The organism is Thalassospira sp. (genome assembly GCF_040218635.1).
In the GTDB taxonomy this organism is placed as follows: domain Bacteria; phylum Pseudomonadota; class Alphaproteobacteria; order Rhodospirillales; family Thalassospiraceae; genus Thalassospira.
This window is the reverse complement of record NZ_JAVJRB010000011.1, coordinates 369,046-386,696: the sequence shown is the minus strand read 5'-3', so window position 1 is coordinate 386,696 and position 17,651 is coordinate 369,046. Positions and strand designations below refer to the sequence as shown.

Below are 17,651 nucleotides of genomic sequence, written 5' to 3'. Positions count from 1 at the left end.
CTTCGAGACTGGATCAGCTCGCAAGAAGCGCATCATTCTGTTTCATGCCCTTAAGCAACGGTTTGCCAGTCATCTCCGCTGGCTGCGGTACGCCAAGCAGCTGCAGCAAGGTTGGTGCTACATCGGCAAGACGTCCATTCTCCAATGTTACCCCTTCTGGACCGTTAACAAGGATGGTCGGCACCAAATTAAGGGTATGTGCAGTATGTGGTTCGCCGGTTTCCGGATTGACCATCACTTCGCAATTGCCGTGATCTGCAGTGACAAAGGCAACACCACCAACCGATTTGATGGCATCAATCACTTGCCCAAGGCAGGCATCAACGGCTTCAGCTGCTTTCATCGCAGCGCTTAGAATACCGCTATGGCCGACCATGTCGGGATTGGCAAAATTAAGAATGATGGTGTCATAGGTCTGTGCCTTGATCGCCGCAACGAGCTTTTCAGTGACTTCGGGGGCCGACATTTCCGGCTGCAAGTCATAGGTCGCGACCTTTGGCGATGCGACAAGAATACGATCTTCGCCGTCAAACACCTGTTCTTCACCGCCGTTAAAGAAGAACGACACATGCGGGTATTTTTCAGTTTCAGCAATACGGAGCTGTTTCAATCCGGCCCTGGAAACCACTTCGCCAAAGATGTTTGGCAGGGTTTGTGGCGGATAAATCGCATCCATATATTTGGCATGTTCTGACGAATATTCGACCATACCGGCCTGAACGGCGAATTTGGGGGCGGTGCCACGATCAAATCCGTCAAATTCCGGGGCGCACAGGGCGGCGAGAATTTCACGGGCACGATCAGCACGGTAATTGGTCATCAACAGTCCATCGCCATCGGCAATGCCATCAAACCCGTCAATCACCGTCGGCAGAACAAATTCATCGGTCGTGTTGGCGGCATAGGCTTCGGCAATCGCGGCTTCGGCACTTTTCGCACTGCGGCCATCGGCGTAGTTCTTGCCTTGAACCATGGTGAAATAGGCCTGACTGACACGTTCCCAACGGTTGTCGCGGTCCATGGCATAGTACCGTCCGGTTACAGTCGCGATTTCAACATTGGCATCCCCGATCAGGGTACGGAATTTCTCAAGGAATTTTGCCGCACTTTTCGGTGCAGTATCACGGCCATCAAGATAGGCGTGGATTTTGACCGGCACACCGGCATCGGCAATGGTTTTCGCCAAGGCAGCCATATGAACCTGGTGGGAATGAACCCCGCCTTCGGACAGAAGACCGGCAACATGGCACACACCTTTGCTGCTCTTCAGTTTGGCGATGACTTTTTTGACGGTGTCGGTTTCGGCAATGGTGCCGGTTTTGACGGCTTCGTCAATTTTGGGCAGTTCCTGCATGACAACGCGGCCCGCACCCAAATTCATGTGACCGACTTCCGAATTACCCATCTGACCTTCTGGCAGGCCGACATCCAGACCACAGGCCTTTAAAAAACCGGTCGGATTGTTGGCATAAAGTTCATCCCAGACAGGCGTATTGGCCAAGGCAACTGCGTTGTCCTTGGTTTCTTCGCGATACCCCCAGCCGTCCAGAATGCACAGCACTACAGGGCGCGGGCGCTTTACGGAATTCGATACAGTCACGTTCATAGATCCCACAAATAAAGATAAAGGCTGAATTACCTGTAAATAATTACCAATAAATATGGTGACTTACAGGCCATTTTGCCATCAATCCCGTTGTGCGGGCAGGGTGGGTTATCCGTTACTCACAACAGGCGCATGCGTAATCCCGGCAATTTAGCACGAATGTGGTGCCTTAACAGCACTTGGGCGGGGAAAATTTTGCAGCAGCGAACCAGTTCTTTTGACAGCGTCTAAAGACGCAGATACAGTTTTCCCCAACGGTGAACCTCAGAGGTGACAGAAATGTCATTTCGCACCGCGACGGGAGAGTCCGGTCACCAATATGACCGGCGCCGAAGGAGCAATTGCCTCATAAACACTCTCAGGCAGATGGACCGTCGCGGATAGAGGCTCTGGAGAGAGAAAAAAGATAACGCATGAGAGAGTGTGTTATCTGGCTTCCACCGAAGGATGAAAACCTGTTGGCTTATTGTTTTTGGCCAGCAGGAACACAATCTCAGGTCAAGGGACAGAGGGGGCAAGACACCGGTTCGTAAACGGCGCGATTTTTTCGCGCGTTCAAGAGCCGTGAAGGAGGCCCTATGACCAATGCTCCCGCCACCGGTCCCACGACAGGATCGCAAGACGTAAACCTTTCTGTTGTCGATCTTTATACCATCGGAATTGGCCCGTCGAGTTCGCATACGGTTGGTCCGATGCGCGCAGGCTATCGTTTTTGCCTTGAGCTTGAAGCACGTAGTCTTTTGGCGAAAACCGGCAGTGTTGTGGTTGATCTTTATGGATCGCTTGCCCTGACCGGTAAGGGGCATGCCACAGATACGGCTGTGATTATGGGCCTTAACGGGAAGCGTCCGCGCAATATTGACCCGGATGATATCAAGCCGACCATGGCGGCAATTGATGAAACCCACAAGCTCCAGCTTTATGGTCAGTATCCGGTTGTCTTTAACCGCGACACCAATCTGGTCTTCCATTTTACCGAAACGCTTCCGCAGCACCCCAATGGCATGCGCATCACGGCCTTTGATAACGACGGGGTGAAAATCCACAGTCAGGAATATTTCTCGGTCGGTGGGGGCTTTATCGTTTCAAGCGATGATCACGGTGCGGAATATTCCGGGGATAATATCACGCTGCCATTTCCGTTCTCATCAGCCGATGAATTGATGGAGATCTGCAAACGCGAAGGGCTGTCCATTGCTGAAATAATGATGGCAAACGAACAAAGCTGGCGTAATCCCGACGAGACAATCGCATTTGTTGATCGTGTCCATGAAGCGATGATGAACTGCATTGATCGGGGCTGTCGAACCGACGGCATTTTACCCGGCGGGCTGAATGTCAAACGTCGGGCATCGAAGCTTTATAAGGAGCTGACCGAAAAGCCGGAGGCAGGGCTCCGGGATCCGCTGACGGTGATTGACTGGGTCAATCTTTATGCCCTTGCAGTGAACGAGGAAAATGCCGCCGGCAGTCGCGTGGTTACCGCACCAACCAATGGTGCAGCAGGGGTTATTCCGGCGGTTTTGCGCTATTACGAACGGTTCGGGGCCAATGCCAGCCAGCACAATATTCGTGAATTCCTGTTAACGGCAGCAGCGATTGGATCGATCTATAAAAAACGCGCCTCAATCTCGGCTGCCGAAGTTGGCTGTCAGGGCGAAGTTGGTGTTGCCTGTTCAATGGCAGCAGGTGCGCTTTGTGCCGTGATGGGCGGCACCCCCGAACAGGTTGAAAACGCCGCCGAGATCGGCATGGAGCATAATCTTGGCCTGACCTGCGATCCGATTGGCGGATTGGTCCAGGTACCGTGCATTGAACGTAACACCATGGGGGCAGTCAAAGCCATCAACGCAGCCCGATTGGCCTTGCGCGGTGACGGGCAGCATACGGTGTCCCTTGATAAGGTCATCGAGACCATGCGCCAGACGGGACTCGACATGCAAAGTAAGTACAAAGAAACCAGTCAGGGTGGTCTTGCCGTCAATGTCAACGTGGTGGAGTGTTAGAGCCTCCTCGTAAGAATAGGGCGGAAAACCGGGAAATTTAGCGTTTTTGCAGCAGTACCGTCTGGCCGGGTGTTTGGTTTATTGTCACGCGTGTATGGCAATCTGTTATAATTAATCGAGCAAAAATGGGGCAAAGACCCCACCCAAGGTTGGACATAGATATGAGCAAAAAGCTGTTTCGCATTTATATCGCGGTCAGTTTGGATGGCTTCATTGCGCGCGCCAATGGCGCGGTGGACTGGTTGGATGAATATGATCCGGCCGAGTTTGGCTTTGAGGATTTTCTGGACTCCGTCGGGACATTGATCATTGGCAGGAATACCTTTGATCAGGTCATGGAATTTGGCGACTGGCCCTATGAGGCCCGCCGCACGATCGTTTTGACATCACGTGAACTTCCAGAAAATCGACCGGCCAATACCGAGTCCTATGGCGGCAGTATCATCGAACTGGTTGATCAGTTGCGCGATAGCCGAAATGGCAATGGTGATATCTGGGTTGTTGGCGGCGGGAGTGTGGTGACACAGTTCCTGTTTGGTGGCTTTGCCGATCAACTTGATATTTTCACAATCCCCGAAGTTCTGGGCGATGGGATATCCCTGTTTGGACGCGATGCCGGCGGGATAAAACCCCGATTGCTGGCCTCCGAACGGTATAATTCCGGGGTCGTTCGCAGCCAGTACGGACTGCACGAATAATAAAAACCGCGCTGGTTCAGCGCGGTTTTCTATTTTTCAGAGCAAGGTTAAGGCTTGGGCAAAGCAAGAAGCGCATCTGTGATCTTTTCGCGAACTTCTTGCAGAGCTTTGATCGCACTGGCTTGCCAGTCACTGTCCAGAACCATCTGCATGGGCTGGGAAGACTCTGCTTTAATTCTGATTGGGTCTGTGAATAAAGCGCGGTCCGCTGTCAGGGTTATGTCACTGCGATTATGAACAGTTATTTCCCATCCCGGTTCCAGCCAAGACCAGAATTCGGTGACATCGACATTGACATCCTTTGCATTGGCGTAATTGTTGTCTTCAGGCGTTAAGACACGATAACCGGCGGCTTGGAAGCCGTTTTCGACAGTTTTCGCGATAGCGTCCGAAACGGTTTTGCCTTCTGGGGTCAAGACGTCACCCAGGGCCATCCCATAGGTGTTTCGCTTGCGGCCATAAGCGCGCTCAGTGACTGAAGCATCATCAATTTCGTCATTCGCAAGTGACGGGATATCAGGGCTTCGCGGATCAATTTCGAATTGACGATTGTCGTTAACTTCGACGATCCGAACCTCTGGGCCTTCTGCCGGGTTTTCTATTGTCTCGCTCTGTTCAATGTGAACAACACTTCTTGAAACAGCACAGGCGCTAAGCAAAGCTGCACAGCCGAAAATCGCGATAAACTTAAGACAATTATATCTCATTAAATTCCCCTTTTGGACACTGTATCTATCTGTATCCAAAGGGGATGAGTCGTGCAAATTTTAATTGATCATTTCCAATCTAAACACGTTTAACGTGTTAAATCTCGCCAATTGCATCAAGTGATTCCGGCAGGATCTGACCGCCATCAACGACGATTGACTGACCGGTGATATAGGCGGCTTCATCGGATGCAAAGAACAGGGCGGCATTGGCGATGTCTTCGACGCTGCCCAATCGTTTGAGCGGGATCGAGCTTGCCATTGACTCCAGATAACTCTGTCCCAGATCAGCCAGACCTTCGGTCATGATATTGCCCGGCATGACGGCATTAATCGTTGTGTTATAGCGCGACAATTCCATGGCCGCTGTACGGATAAAGCCAAGCTGACCTGCCTTGGACGCCCCATAATGGGCCCATCCCGGATAACCGGTGACCGGGCCGGTGATGGATGACGTGATGACAACCCGGCCTTTGCCCGATTTTTCAAAATACGGGATGCAGGCCTTTACGCACAAAAAGCTGCTTTTAAGGTTGGTTGACATGACCTGGTCCCAGTCATCTGCCGCCATGTCGACCATTTTGACCTGTGGGAAGATACCGGCATTGGCGCACAGGATATCGATGCCGCCAAATGTTTTGGCGGTGTATTCCGCCATGGCTTTGACCTGATCCCAATCAGACACATCGCACAGAAACATATCGGCCGTACCGCCGTTGGCGCGGATTTCTTCGACCGTAGCCGCAGCATCCGGTTCCGTGCGGGCGGCTACCATGACTTTCGCCCCCTTGCTGGCGAAGACACTGGCGATACCTTTGCCAATACCCTTTGAACCACCTGTGACGATGACACTTTTCCCGGAAATTGAAGTCAGCATGGTCGATCCTTTCGTGAAACCATCCAGCAACAGGAACGGCAATGATGCGGTTCATCTTGTTGGCGGCCTTCCTGATTGTGCGGTGCGTTATGTTTTCCCGATGATTGGGTTATTTTTGCCGTGATGCAACAAAAAATGTTGCAAGTTACACATTTTAAGGCGCAATATTCACAGGGTAACGTGCTGAACCACAGAGTTCGGCGGGAAGTGAATGATTTCAAACCGGCGCAACTCTTGTTTCCCGCCTTGTTGGGGGTTGGTGAAGCGTTGCCTGTATGCTGGTACTGGGCCAAAGGAGATCACTGTTGGGTGGCATTTATGATGACAACATGATTGGTGTCCTAAAGACCGGTGCCATGTCGGTTTTGCCGGGATGGGGCATGGGGAAAAATGCCGATGTGTCGCTTCTGACCGTCTCGGAAAATGCGACCTTTCTTGCGACCGATCCCGCGACCGGTGCGAAGCTGATTTTGCGGGTGCATCGTCCGGGCTATCACACACGGGCTGAAATTGAATCCGAACTGGCGTGGATTAACGCCCTTCGTGCCAGCGAGATTGTCCACACCCCGAAACCCCGTTTGCGCAGCGATGGAAGTTTGGTGGCCGAGTTTGATCAGGACGGGGTCAGTCGCCATGTCGTCGCGTTTGACTTTCTGGCAGGCGATGAGCCATCGGCGGGGGACGCGTTGGTTGACGGGTTCTTTAAACTGGGCGCGATCAGTGCGCGGCTTCATGGTCATGCGCAGCAATGGGCACGATCGGTTAATTTTGTCCGCAAAAGCTGGACCTTTGATACGACCCTTGGCGCGACACCCCATTGGGGAGACTGGCGGGCAGCACCGGGTTTGGATGGTGCCAGCACGGCCTTGTTGGAACGGGTTTGTGATCACCTTGAGCATAAGCTTATGGCGTTCGGGATGGATAAGGACCGGTTTGGCTTGATCCATGCGGATTTGCGCTTGGCCAATTTGTTGGTCGATGGACACCGATTGGGTGTGATTGATTTTGATGATTGTGGCTTTGGCTGGTTTGGCTATGACTTTGCCGCGGCCATCAGCTTCATCGAACTTGATCCGATTGTTCCGGCCTTAAAAGAAGCATGGGTAGAAGGGTATCGCACCGAAGCACCATTTCTGGCGGCTGACACTGCGATGCTTGATAGTTTCGTCATGCTGCGCCGGTTGTTGTTAACCGCCTGGATTGCCAGCCATCCGGAAACACCGACGGCACAGGAAATGGGGACGGGCTTTACGACCGGAACGCTGCAGATGGCGGAAAGCTACCTTTCGGCTGAAGGTGTGTGATGAGCAAAATGCCCACTTCGCCGACCTTACCCAACGCCACCGTGCGCCCCATCCTTGATATGAACGCCTATGATGGTCAGGTGTCCGCCAAAGCAGATCAGGGCAATGATCTTCTTATGCGTCGTACCCGGAATGTCGGGGCGGCATCGGTTTTATTTTACCGTGATCCGATTGAAATGGTTTCGGCTTCTGGATGCTGGATGACAGCATCGGATGGCACCAATTATCTGGATTTTTATAACAATGTGCCATCCGTCGGGCATTGCCACCCAAAGGTGGTTTCAGCCATGGCCGATCAGGCCGCACGGCTGAACATCAACAGCCGGTATCTGCATCAGACCACGGAAACCTATCTTGATCGGCTAAAGGCAACTTTCCCCGATCATTTGGAAAATGTCGTTCTGACCTGCAGCGGGAGCGAAGCAAACGATCTTGCTCTGCGCATTGCCCAGCGTGGAACAAGGGCGCGGGGCATTATCGTGACTGAGTGCGCCTATCACGGGAATACAGCGACGGTGACCGATATTTCGCCGTCTGCCTTCAAGCGCGGTGAATTGCCCGACCATGTGGTGAGCGTGCCTGCACCCGGTAAATTGGCTTACGGCGATGATATCGCCGGGGGTTTTGCCGATGCGATCGTCAAGGCGATTGCTGTTCTTTCAGATCGCGGTCACGGGATTGCCGCCCTGATCGTTGATAGTATCTTTTCCAGCGATGGCGTGTTTTCCAATCCGCGTGGCTTTTTGCGCTTGGCGGTTGCGGTGGTTCATCGTGCCGGGGGGCTTTTTATTGCCGATGAAGTTCAGCCGGGCTTTGGCCGGACCGGGGATGCGTTTTGGGGGTTCCTACGCCATGATGTGACGCCCGATATTGTCAGCATGGGGAAACCGATGGGCAATGGATTTCCCATGGCGGGGATCGCCGTGCGCCCGGAACTTCTGGCGGCATTTTGCGAAGATGTTGGTTATTTCAATACCTTTGCCGCAAGCCCGGTGGCGGCGGCAACCGGACTTGCCGTACTGGATGTTCTTCGCGACGAGAACCTTTTGGCGAATGCGATGATTTGCGGGAAATACCTGCGCGAAGGATTGCAGCATCTGGCCGATATCGACGGACGTATCAGTGATATCCGCGGTGCGGGGCTGTTTCTTGGCGTGGATTTATCCCCGAATGGGGTGCCGGGAGACGCAAGCGGGCAGTTGGTCGGGGATGTGATCAATGCCATGCGTCGTCACCGGGTTTTGATTGGTGCGGCGGGGAAATATGGTCAGACATTAAAAATCCGCCCGCCCTTGTGCCTGAGGCAGTCCGAAGTTGATTTCTTTATCGAGGCGCTTGGGAAATCGTTGCGGGAATGTGGTTAAGGATTACAGGGATCAAGGTTTGCTTGCGGCCTTGATCGTGCATCCGGCTCCCCGGATGGTTCCCCCCAGCGTCCCCATCGGATTTTCATCGCAGACCAGCACATCAACTGCATTCCAGTCACAGTATCGGGCAGGAAAGACCTGATTGAATTTTGTGTGATCGGCAACGATCATGCTGCGGGTTGCCCGTTCCATCATGACGGAATAGACGTCTGCTGCCTCGATCAAGGCATCACTTGCGCCATCGTCATCAAGGCCACTGGCGCCAAGGATGGCCCATTCAACCCGGTAGTTTTCCAAAAAACGAATGGTCTGTGCGCCGTGCATCGCCCCTTCCTGTGCGTGATACAAGCCCGGGGCCATGATCACGCGGATGGTCGGATTAATTGCCAGAACGGTTGCCACGCCAAACGAATGCGTAATCACGGTCAGATCATTCATGGTGATGGCAAGTCGTTTGGCGACGTGAACCGTGGTCGCACCCGATCCAATCATGATGTGGCGCGCACCGGCCAAAATAGGAACCGATTGTTTGGCGATGATTTCGCGTTCGGCAATATGGAGCTTATGGCGTTCATTCAAGCCCGGTTCGCTTGATTGGCGGCGGACTGCCCCGCCATAGGTACGGTTGATCAATCCCTGTTCCGTCAGGTCGTCAAAGTCACGGCGAATGGTTTCGCTCGATACGTTCAGACGGCCAGACAGATCCGCGATCCGTAAAGACGGTTCGTGTTCCAATTCACTTAGAATGCGTTGTTGTCGCAGGGATTTTTTGTTTGCTGCCATGGCGTGATGATACTGCCGAGGGCATCATCACGCCAGCCGTTTATGTGCTCTCAGATCGCGGGATCCAGCCCGTATTTCCGGCAATGGGCGTGATAACTGCTGGCGAGCTCATCCGCACCGATCAGGTTTCCGGCCTCATCCTTATACGTCAGGTGATGTTCGATGGCCTGACCTTGCCACAGTTTTTCAATCTCGGCCCGTTTAGGGGTTGTCCGGAACTGGGCGATGAAGGCGTTAATTGCGGTCAACAGGTTATAGGATGCCGGGTCTGCCGCGACCGCAGCAACATAGAAGAACGGATGGGGCAAGATCGGTTTGGGCAGAACTTCAAGGCGTTTGTGCCATGGGCTTTGCGGGTTTTGTGACGCCCAGTGAAATACAGGGTGATCACCGGCAAAGGCATCAATCGCCCCGTTGGCAACCGCGTCATGGACACGCGAAATGTCGCCATAGGCAATCATGTTTGACAGTTTTGCAATGCCGCCCGGCTTGTTTTCATTATCCGCCCAGCGCAGCCCAACATCTTCAAGAACGGCAAGGGCGGCCGGATCATTGACCGTACCCAATACTTTGCCTTCAAGATCGGCAATGGTGTTGATCGATGTGTTGTCCGGTCGGCGGATCAGTGAAAAATTCAGATAGGTGTAGGTGTCTGAAAAGGCGACACCTTTGTAAAAATCACTTGGCGGCAAGGCGCACCAGACAACATCGGCGGTTGGTTGGCCTTCCTTTTTGCCGACAAATAAAAGTTCGGTCAGCAAGTCCCATGGATGTTCAACAAACTCGCAGGTAACACCGATGGATTTTGCAAAGGCCTCGGCATAGTCGATATCGATCCCGTGCAGTGGCCCATGTTTTTGGGGCCGGAAAGATGCGCCAACCAATGCCGGATCAATTGCAATCCGGATTTTGCCGCTCGCCTTGATATCGGCCAGCCGGTCATAGGCGGGGTCTTCATGGATGTGGTTGGATGCCAGAAATTGCGAAAGTTTGCCAGTTACGGTTGCGCCATCCATGGTGCAGCGCGAAAGTTTGGCGATTTCGCTTTCAGCCCAGGAAACCTTGCCGCGCGTTCGGGCCGATGATTCTTTGCTGGCGTCCAGAAGTTCAAACACGACCTGATTGTGGCCGCTGATATGTTCCAATCGTCCCGACATTTGCGAAAAGCGGTCTTTAAGGCCGCCAAGGGCCTCTTCGATTTCGCTGCCCAGACTGTCAAGATCATTGCCAATATTGCCCATGCTTTCACGCAGGGACTTTGTCACATCTGAAAGATCGATCAGATCGACGGCCTCGTTGGTGCGTTGCATTGTGCTTTGCGCAAGGTTGCCGACTTCCTTGGCGACCACGGCAAAACCACGCCCATGTTCACCGGCACGGGCTGCTTCAATCGTTGCATTAAGCGCAAGAAGCTTGATCCCCTTACCGATATCTTCAATGGCTTTAAGGACTTTAGACGCCCCTTCTGCCTTGGTTTCAAGATCCTGACTGATCTTTTCAAGATCACTGCGGATGGCGTTTGTTTTTGCCGATACCGTCGCACGCGTGGCGTTTTGCACGTCACTTGCGGTGACGGTGCTTTCATCGATTTCGCGACCGGTTTGTTCAATGCCAATGCGCAGATTGCTGGATCGAACGTCGATCTCGCGCATCAGGCTGTCCTGGCTTTCACCGGCCGTATTGGCGAATTTTAAAAGGTGCTCGATATAATCAAGTGCGGTTGTAATGCCCCGCATCAGGTCGTCGACCTGTGCAGACGTTTGGGCATTGTCATACGTTACGTCGCGTACCGCGAAAACGGTTTGTTCCATCGTCAAAAGCCTCACCACTGCCCAAGGGTATTTTTCTGGGAATGTTTTTTTCTTATGATGAAACTTTAGCCAAGCTTTGGTTATGTTGCAAGGCAGCATAAACGAATAGCGGGAGAAGGTGCTTGTTCATTCGGTCACAAGTTGAACCGGATTGATGCCTGTGACGGTGACAGCCACAGCAAGGGTGACGAATAAGGCGGATCGCCAAATTCACCGCGTATATCGTCACACGGTAGGATTATTCACGATGATAAGGATGGTTGGTCTGAATGGCGTGTGCGCGGAACAGTTGTTCGGCGATAAGGGCGCGGACCAACATATGCGGCCAGGTGGCCTTGCCCAGCGACCAAAGAGTATTGGCGCGTGATTTAAGGGCTGTGCCATGACCGTCCGCCCCGCCAATGGCAAAGGCGATATTGCCTGCATATTGATCCATCCAGCCTTCAAGCTTCTGTGAAAAATCAATAGATCCATATTCCTTGCCGTGCTCGTCAAGGGCGATCAGAAAGGCATTGTCAGGAATGACGCCAAGCAGAAGTTCGGCTTCGCGGTCTTTCAGCTGATTTGGCGGGAGTTTTTTCTTTTCTTCGACTTCGCGGACAACGAATGGCCAGCGCAGTCGGGCAGCATAATGGTCAAACAGATCTTTCTCGGGGCCAGATTTCATCCGGCCTACCGCTGCAAGAGTGATTTGCATGTTTCTGATCCAGACCGTTACGCAGATACTGTCAGGCGTGCGCTTGAGGATCACCTCAAGCGCGCCAAGCGGCGCAGACTGTTAATACAGTCGCGCTGCCTGCTGTTTCAGTGCCGGATTTTCAACGCCCCACATCTCTTCGATGTTGTAGAAGGCGCGTACTTCCGAACGGAACAAATGGACGATGACATCACCGGTATCAACCAGAACCCAGTCACCCTGTTCCTTGCCTTCTGCCAAGGCGCGGCCCTGACCGGCATTCTTGATCACCTCAACGAGATGCTCTGCCATGGCGGCCACGCGACGCGAGGACGAGCCAGTAGCAATGATCATGTGATCGGCAATAGAAGTTTTGTCGATCAAATCAATGGTAACAAGGTCTTCGGCCTTGTCATCTGCGAGAGTACTCTGGATCAGCGAAAGCATTTCGCCGGAAGTCAGAGATTGTTTTGCGGTACCTATGGTCGCCACCTTAATTTTCACGCGATGGCTCGGTTTAAACCGAAAGCACACATCGCAGTATTGCTTACACCTGCCATCTGCCTTCGGCGCGAATTGCGGTCGAAGAGGCCGGATGGCGCTTGATTGGCAGGTATACCCAGGCCGGAACATCCAGATCGGCCAGCAAACCCGCCCTGTCCATAGGGATACGCCAGCGTTCCATACGGCGCGCGGCAGTCCCGGACAATGCCTTGTTAGAATACCCTTCACGGTCGATAACCGCAATGGGAGCACGTAAAATCAACCTGTCCCACCATTTCCACTTATGGAACTGGGCCAAGTTGTCTGCTCCCATCAGCCAAACGAACTGTGTTCGGGTAAAACGGCGTTGCAAGGCTGCAAGAGTATCGGCCGTATAGCGGGTTCCGAGCTCGGTTTCAATTGCAGAAACCACAATGCGGGGATGCTTGGCCATCATTAGTGCTGAATCAAAGCGATCCGCAAGGTCTGCCATGCCCGATCTGGACTTCAGCGGGTTCTGTGGTGAGACAAGCCACCAAACCGCATCCAACCTTAGGCGTTTCAACGCTTCTAGCGTGATATGCAGGTGGCCTTCATGGGCGGGATTAAACGACCCGCCCAACAAACCAACCCGTGGCGGAGCCACATGCGATCTTGGCGTGCCAAAGGTCATGGACGTGTCTGACCTTGGCCGCGAACGATGTATTTATAGCTTGTAAGCTGTTCGACTCCGACAGGACCGCGCGCATGAAGCTTTCCGGTCGAGATACCAATTTCCGCACCCATGCCAAATTCGCCGCCATCCGCGAACTGTGTTGATGCATTTACAATGACGATCCCGGAATCAACACCATTGAGGAACGTTGTTGTTGCGGAGGCATTTTCAGCAATGATTGCATCGGTATGGTGGGAGCCAAATGTGTTGATGTGATCAACTGCCTCATCAACACCCGAAACGACCTTGATCGCGACAATCGCATCAAGATATTCCGTCACCCAGTCATCCGATGTTGCCGGTTTGATACGACCATCCACAGCCTGTGCCGTTTCATCGCCGCGCAGCTCGCAGCCTTTGGCGACAAGTGCTTCGGCAATGCGGGGCAGTAAACGGCCCGCGACCGAATTATCGATCAAAACGGTTTCAGTCGCACCACAAACACCAACACGGCGCATCTTGGCATTGACGACAATGTCGACCGCCTTCTGCGGGTCTGCACTGGCATGGACATAGGTGTGGCACAGGCCTTCAAGATGCTTGAACAGCGGAATGCGGCTTTCTTCGGTGATGCGCGAAATAAGCGACTTGCCCCCACGCGGCACAATCACATCGATGTAATCAGAAAGTTTCAGCATTTCGCCCACGGCGGCGCGATCCGTGATCGGGATCATCTGAAGGGCATGGTCAGGCAATCCGGCTTCGCGGATTCCGGCAACCATGCAGTCAAAGATCGCACGCGATGAATGAAAGCTTTCCGAACCACCACGCAGGATTGCCGCATTGCCCGATTTGAGGCACATGGCACCGGCATCGGCCGTTACGTTCGGGCGGCTTTCATAGATGATGCCAATTACGCCAAGCGGCACAGACACGCGTGCAATATCAAGGCGGTTATGTTCCGGGCTCCATCGTGCCAGTTCGCGGCCAACCGGATCTGGCAGTTCGGCAACCGCTTCAACACCGGCTGCAATGCCTTCGAGCCGCCCGGCATCAAGCACAAGGCGATCAAGAAGCGCATCGGTCAGGCCTTTGGCGCGACCAGCCTCCATATCCTTTTCATTGGCAGCAAGGATCAAGGCAGCATTTTCGCGCAGTTTGGCAGCGGCGGCTTTGAGGGCGGCTTCTTTTGGCTTGGACGGGACCTGTGCGAGTTCCAGCGCTGCTTTGCGTGCTTTGATGCCCATGTCGCGCATAAGTGCGGCGACATCCTGGTTTTCGATACTGGCAAGAGCCGTCATGGTCCTGGTTCCGTTCCTAGAAGCTTGGTCTATTGCGGTCATGCAACAGATCCGTCTTTTTGAGATTTTATCAACAAATTGGCAAAATAGACATCAAACCGACGATCTGCAATGGCATTAAGGTGATAAAGCACCAAGCATGCTTGCCAAACGGTTCGTGCCGGTCCATCTGTTGATGACAGAATGAAAAGATACGCCGTGCGCATCCCGCAATGTTGTTCGGTGCCTGATTGGGGATAAAAAATTGAAAAATATGGGTTCTGATCAGCCGACTGCGCGCGCAGAGTTCGGTGTGGTTAAGACATTTTTGCCTTATCTTTGGCCGCGTGGCGAATTTGAACTCAAGGTGCGTGTGGTTCTTGCCCTTATGTTCCTTGTCGGGGCAAAGGTCGCGAATGTCTATATCCCGGTTCTATATAAGTATGCCGTCGATGCCCTTGGGGGTGGTGGAAAATCCGCCAATATGGTGGATGGCGCATCAAATGCAGCCCAATCAGGTGCATCAGACAGCACATCACTGATTGTTGTGCCGGTGGCATTGATTCTTGGCTATGGCCTTGTCCGTATCTTGGTGTCGGCCTTTGGCGAGATACGGGATGCGGTGTTTGCCAAGGTTGCCCAGCGCGCCATTCGTCGATCGGCACTTGGGGTGTTTGAACACCTGCATGGTTTGTCTTTGCGGTTCCATCTTGATCGTCAGATGGGCGGGCTTTCGCGTGCGATTGAACGTGGGGTAAAGGGCATTGAATTTCTTTTGTCCTTCATGCTGTTTAACATCCTGCCGACCTTGCTTGAGATCGTAATGGTCTCGATCATCTTGTGGGCGCTGTATGACGTCTGGTTTGCGGTGATTACGTTTACAACCATCGTAATCTATATCGCCTTTACCCTGATCGTGACCGAATGGCGCATGAAGTTTCGCCGCGAAATGAACAAGCGCGATGACGAAGCCAATACCAAGGCCATCGACAGTCTTATCAACTACGAAACAGTCAAATATTTCAACAACGAAGCCCACGAATCAAAACGATATGATGCAGCCTTGCGTGGCTATGAAACCGCGGCCGTTTTATCGCAAGTTTCCTTGTCGAAATTAAATGTCGGGCAGGGCGCAATTATTGCGGTTGGTCTGGTTTTAAACATGCTTTTGGCAGCCCAAGGTGTCAAAGACGGCAGCATGACGGTTGGCGACTTTGTGTTGGTAAATACCTATTTGCTGCAGCTTTATATGCCGCTTAACTTCCTTGGCTTTGTCTATCGTCAGATCAAGCAGTCCCTGACCGATATGGAACGGATGTTCTCGTTGCTTGATGTTGAAAAGGAAGTCGAAGACCGCCCCGATGCCCGTGCGCTTGAATGTGATCAGGCCGCGATCCGGTTTGAAGATGTGCATTTCTCCTATAACCCGGATCGAAAGATTCTTAAGGGGGTTAGTTTTGAGGTGCCCGCCGGGAAAACTGTTGCCGTGGTTGGGCCAAGCGGGGCGGGTAAATCAACCCTGACCCGGTTGATGTTCCGGTTCTATGACGTATCGGATGGCCGGATTACGATTGACGGGCAGGATATTCGCGATGTGACGCAAAACTCGCTGCGTCGAGATATTGGCATCGTGCCACAGGATACTGTCCTGTTTAACGATACGATTGCCTATAACGTTTCCTATGGCCGTCCGGGATCGGATCAGGGCGAAATTGAAAACGCAGCAAAGCTCGCCAGCATTGATGGATTCGTTGCCGGATTGCCCGACGGGTTCAAAACCATGGTTGGTGAACGCGGCCTGAAATTGTCGGGCGGGGAAAAACAACGTGTTTCGATCGCCCGCATGTTGTTGAAGCGGCCAAAGATCATGATCTTTGATGAAGCAACATCCGCCCTTGATACCCGCACGGAAAAAGACATCCAGCAGGCCTTGCGTGACGTTTCGCGCGGGCATACGACACTTGTAATTGCGCACCGTTTGTCGACGGTGATTGATGCCGATGAAATCATCGTCCTGCGCGATGGTCAGGTGGCAGAACGCGGCCGCCATCAGGATCTTTTGGCGCAAGACGGGCTGTATACGGAAATGTGGGCGCAGCAGCAGGAAATCCGCGAAGCCGAAGAAATCCTTGCCCATGCGGGGGAAATCCCGAGTTAATTGCGAAAAGTCTGATTTTTGACTGGAACCTTGTGACGTCATCGCCAAATATTAGGGGGATGACGTCACAGTTATTTTGGGGGAAAGTCTGGTGCCGAAACTAACAAGAAGCGAACTGCACGCTTTGCAAAATGGCGGAACAGGTCACGGTCACGCCAACCATCATCACAGTCATGACCATCATCATGAACCGCTTGATGAAGGGCAATATTCCGGTGATACGCGTGAAGAAGTTGATCGTATGCGCCGAAACCTTTTGGTCGGGTTGGGTATGTTGCCGCTGGCGGGGATGGTGCTAAATCCGACGAAACAGGCGTGGGCCTTGTCCAACGAAGTCAATATTCGGGAAGACGGACGCTTTCGATATATCAATTCCAACGCGATACCCGATCACGCAACGGGCAGTTTTCCCAACCGTAAAAACCCCAATTCGATCAAGGCACAGTCGCTTGAATTTCGGTTTCCCTTGAACCCGACCCGCACCGGGCGGTTTTCACCCATCGACCGGTTGTCATTCGGCGTGGCGGTCAATGGGGTGCCGTTTGATCCTTACACGGCAGAATACTGGCAACGTGACCGTCAGTCGGGATGGCGGTATGAGGCAATTTCGCCGACGGTGGATTTGGGTCTGGATCAGAATAATGCCCATGTGCAACCTGATGGCACCTATCACTATCACGGGGTTCCCAAGGGCCTGATCAAAAGCTGGTCACCCAATCAACACTCTGCCCGCATCGGTTTTGCTGCAGATGGTTTTCCGATCTATACGATGTTCGGGTATCAGAACCCCGATGATGCGGGGTCGCCAATTGTCGCCTTGCGCAGTTCCTGGCAGGTGAAAAACGGACAACGATCAGGCGGTCCGGGTGGTCGATATGATGGGACTTACGGCGAGGATTTCGAATTCTTACCCGGTCTTGGTGATCTTGATGAGGCCAATGGTCGTGAAACGGTCACACCGGAATATCCGCAAGGCACATATGCCTATTTCGTCACCGAAAGTTTCCCGTTTATTCCGCGTGTTTTGGCGGGAATGGGGGATCCAAGTTTTAATAAAGGCCCGGGCGGCATGCCACCGGGTGGGAGTGGCGCTGGCGGCGGCGGACCCGACGGGCGTCGTGGTCCACCACCACCGGGTGGCGGTGGCGGGTTCCCCGGGCAGCGACCAAAATTTGGCCCGCCACCACGCTAAAGATGAGAAGGGGCGTCCGGTTGGGCGGCCTTTCTTTCTAAATCTGTC

The 17,651-nt window shown here is 53.1% G+C and carries 15 protein-coding genes and 1 riboswitch; of the genes, 6 read left to right on the top strand and 9 right to left on the bottom strand.

Going from position 1 to position 17,651, the window contains the following annotated elements:
• Nucleotides 1-13: 13 nt before the first annotated feature.
• On the bottom strand, nucleotides 14-1,606 hold the full coding sequence (gene gpmI / locus RIC05_RS12980) for a 2,3-bisphosphoglycerate-independent phosphoglycerate mutase (protein WP_350048332.1): 1,593 nt from the start codon (nucleotides 1,604-1,606) through the stop codon (nucleotides 14-16).
• 288 nt (nucleotides 1,607-1,894) lie between these two features.
• A riboswitch (glycine riboswitch) is annotated at nucleotides 1,895-1,990 on the top strand.
• A 194-nt stretch (nucleotides 1,991-2,184) separates the two neighbouring features.
• Between gpmI and RIC05_RS12975 the strand changes: the two genes are divergently transcribed.
• A complete protein-coding gene (locus RIC05_RS12975; RefSeq protein ID WP_350048334.1) occupies nucleotides 2,185-3,612 on the top strand; it encodes an L-serine ammonia-lyase in 1,428 nt (475 codons plus the stop codon).
• A 161-nt stretch (nucleotides 3,613-3,773) separates the two neighbouring features.
• Nucleotides 3,774-4,310 carry a dihydrofolate reductase family protein gene (locus RIC05_RS12970; protein WP_350043187.1) on the top strand — a complete coding sequence of 179 codons (537 nt, stop codon included), beginning with the start codon at nucleotides 3,774-3,776 and terminating at the stop codon, nucleotides 4,308-4,310.
• Nucleotides 4,311-4,357: 47 nt separating this feature from the next.
• Here RIC05_RS12970 and RIC05_RS12965 read toward each other — a convergent pair whose 3' ends face one another.
• Both RIC05_RS12965 and fabG read right to left on the bottom strand, forming a co-directional pair.
• The gene (locus tag RIC05_RS12965; protein ID WP_350048336.1) at nucleotides 4,358-5,017 is read right to left on the bottom strand and encodes a YajG family lipoprotein; all 660 of its coding nucleotides are present in this window, start codon (nucleotides 5,015-5,017) and stop codon (nucleotides 4,358-4,360) included.
• A 97-nt stretch (nucleotides 5,018-5,114) separates the two neighbouring features.
• Complete coding sequence (gene fabG / locus RIC05_RS12960) at nucleotides 5,115-5,894, bottom strand: 3-oxoacyl-ACP reductase FabG (protein WP_350048338.1); 780 nt, start codon at nucleotides 5,892-5,894, stop codon at nucleotides 5,115-5,117.
• Between the two features lie 305 nt (nucleotides 5,895-6,199).
• Here fabG and RIC05_RS12955 point away from each other — a divergent pair, with 305 nt between their 5' ends.
• A complete protein-coding gene (locus tag RIC05_RS12955) occupies nucleotides 6,200-7,198 on the top strand; it encodes a phosphotransferase enzyme family protein (RefSeq protein ID WP_350048340.1) in 999 nt (332 codons plus the stop codon).
• Nucleotides 7,198-8,562, top strand: coding sequence for an aspartate aminotransferase family protein (locus RIC05_RS12950; RefSeq protein ID WP_350048342.1), 1,365 nt, complete (start codon nucleotides 7,198-7,200; stop codon nucleotides 8,560-8,562). Before RIC05_RS12955 ends, RIC05_RS12950 begins: the two co-directional genes overlap by 1 nt.
• Before the next feature lie 12 nt (nucleotides 8,563-8,574).
• Here the strand turns inward: RIC05_RS12950 and RIC05_RS12945 are convergent, their stop codons facing one another.
• From RIC05_RS12945 to RIC05_RS12920, 6 genes are all read right to left on the bottom strand, one after another.
• Entirely contained in the window at nucleotides 8,575-9,348 is a 774-nt protein-coding gene (locus tag RIC05_RS12945) for a DeoR/GlpR family DNA-binding transcription regulator (RefSeq protein WP_350048344.1), read from the bottom strand.
• A 50-nt stretch (nucleotides 9,349-9,398) separates the two neighbouring features.
• The gene (locus RIC05_RS12940; protein WP_350048346.1) at nucleotides 9,399-11,159 is read right to left on the bottom strand and encodes a methyl-accepting chemotaxis protein; all 1,761 of its coding nucleotides are present in this window, start codon (nucleotides 11,157-11,159) and stop codon (nucleotides 9,399-9,401) included.
• 238 nt (nucleotides 11,160-11,397) lie between these two features.
• Nucleotides 11,398-11,856 carry a 23S rRNA (pseudouridine(1915)-N(3))-methyltransferase RlmH gene (gene rlmH, locus RIC05_RS12935; RefSeq protein WP_350048348.1) on the bottom strand — a complete coding sequence of 153 codons (459 nt, stop codon included), beginning with the start codon at nucleotides 11,854-11,856 and terminating at the stop codon, nucleotides 11,398-11,400.
• 81 nt (nucleotides 11,857-11,937) lie between these two features.
• Complete coding sequence (gene rsfS / locus RIC05_RS12930; protein ID WP_350043195.1) at nucleotides 11,938-12,339, bottom strand: ribosome silencing factor; 402 nt, start codon at nucleotides 12,337-12,339, stop codon at nucleotides 11,938-11,940.
• Between the two features lie 43 nt (nucleotides 12,340-12,382).
• Nucleotides 12,383-12,991, bottom strand: coding sequence for a nicotinate-nucleotide adenylyltransferase (locus RIC05_RS12925; RefSeq protein ID WP_350048350.1), 609 nt, complete (start codon nucleotides 12,989-12,991; stop codon nucleotides 12,383-12,385).
• Nucleotides 12,988-14,274 carry a glutamate-5-semialdehyde dehydrogenase gene (locus RIC05_RS12920; protein ID WP_350048352.1) on the bottom strand — a complete coding sequence of 429 codons (1,287 nt, stop codon included), beginning with the start codon at nucleotides 14,272-14,274 and terminating at the stop codon, nucleotides 12,988-12,990. The genes RIC05_RS12925 and RIC05_RS12920 overlap by 4 nt, the downstream gene beginning before the upstream one ends.
• Nucleotides 14,275-14,527: 253 nt before the next feature.
• Between RIC05_RS12920 and RIC05_RS12915 the strand changes: the two genes are divergently transcribed.
• Both RIC05_RS12915 and RIC05_RS12910 read left to right on the top strand, forming a co-directional pair.
• Nucleotides 14,528-16,411, top strand: a complete 1,884-nt coding sequence (locus RIC05_RS12915) for an ABCB family ABC transporter ATP-binding protein/permease (protein WP_350048837.1) — start codon at nucleotides 14,528-14,530, stop codon at nucleotides 16,409-16,411.
• Nucleotides 16,412-16,502: 91 nt separating this feature from the next.
• Nucleotides 16,503-17,603, top strand: a complete 1,101-nt coding sequence (locus tag RIC05_RS12910) for a YHYH protein (RefSeq protein WP_350048354.1) — start codon at nucleotides 16,503-16,505, stop codon at nucleotides 17,601-17,603.
• Nucleotides 17,604-17,651: the final 48 nt, after the last annotated feature.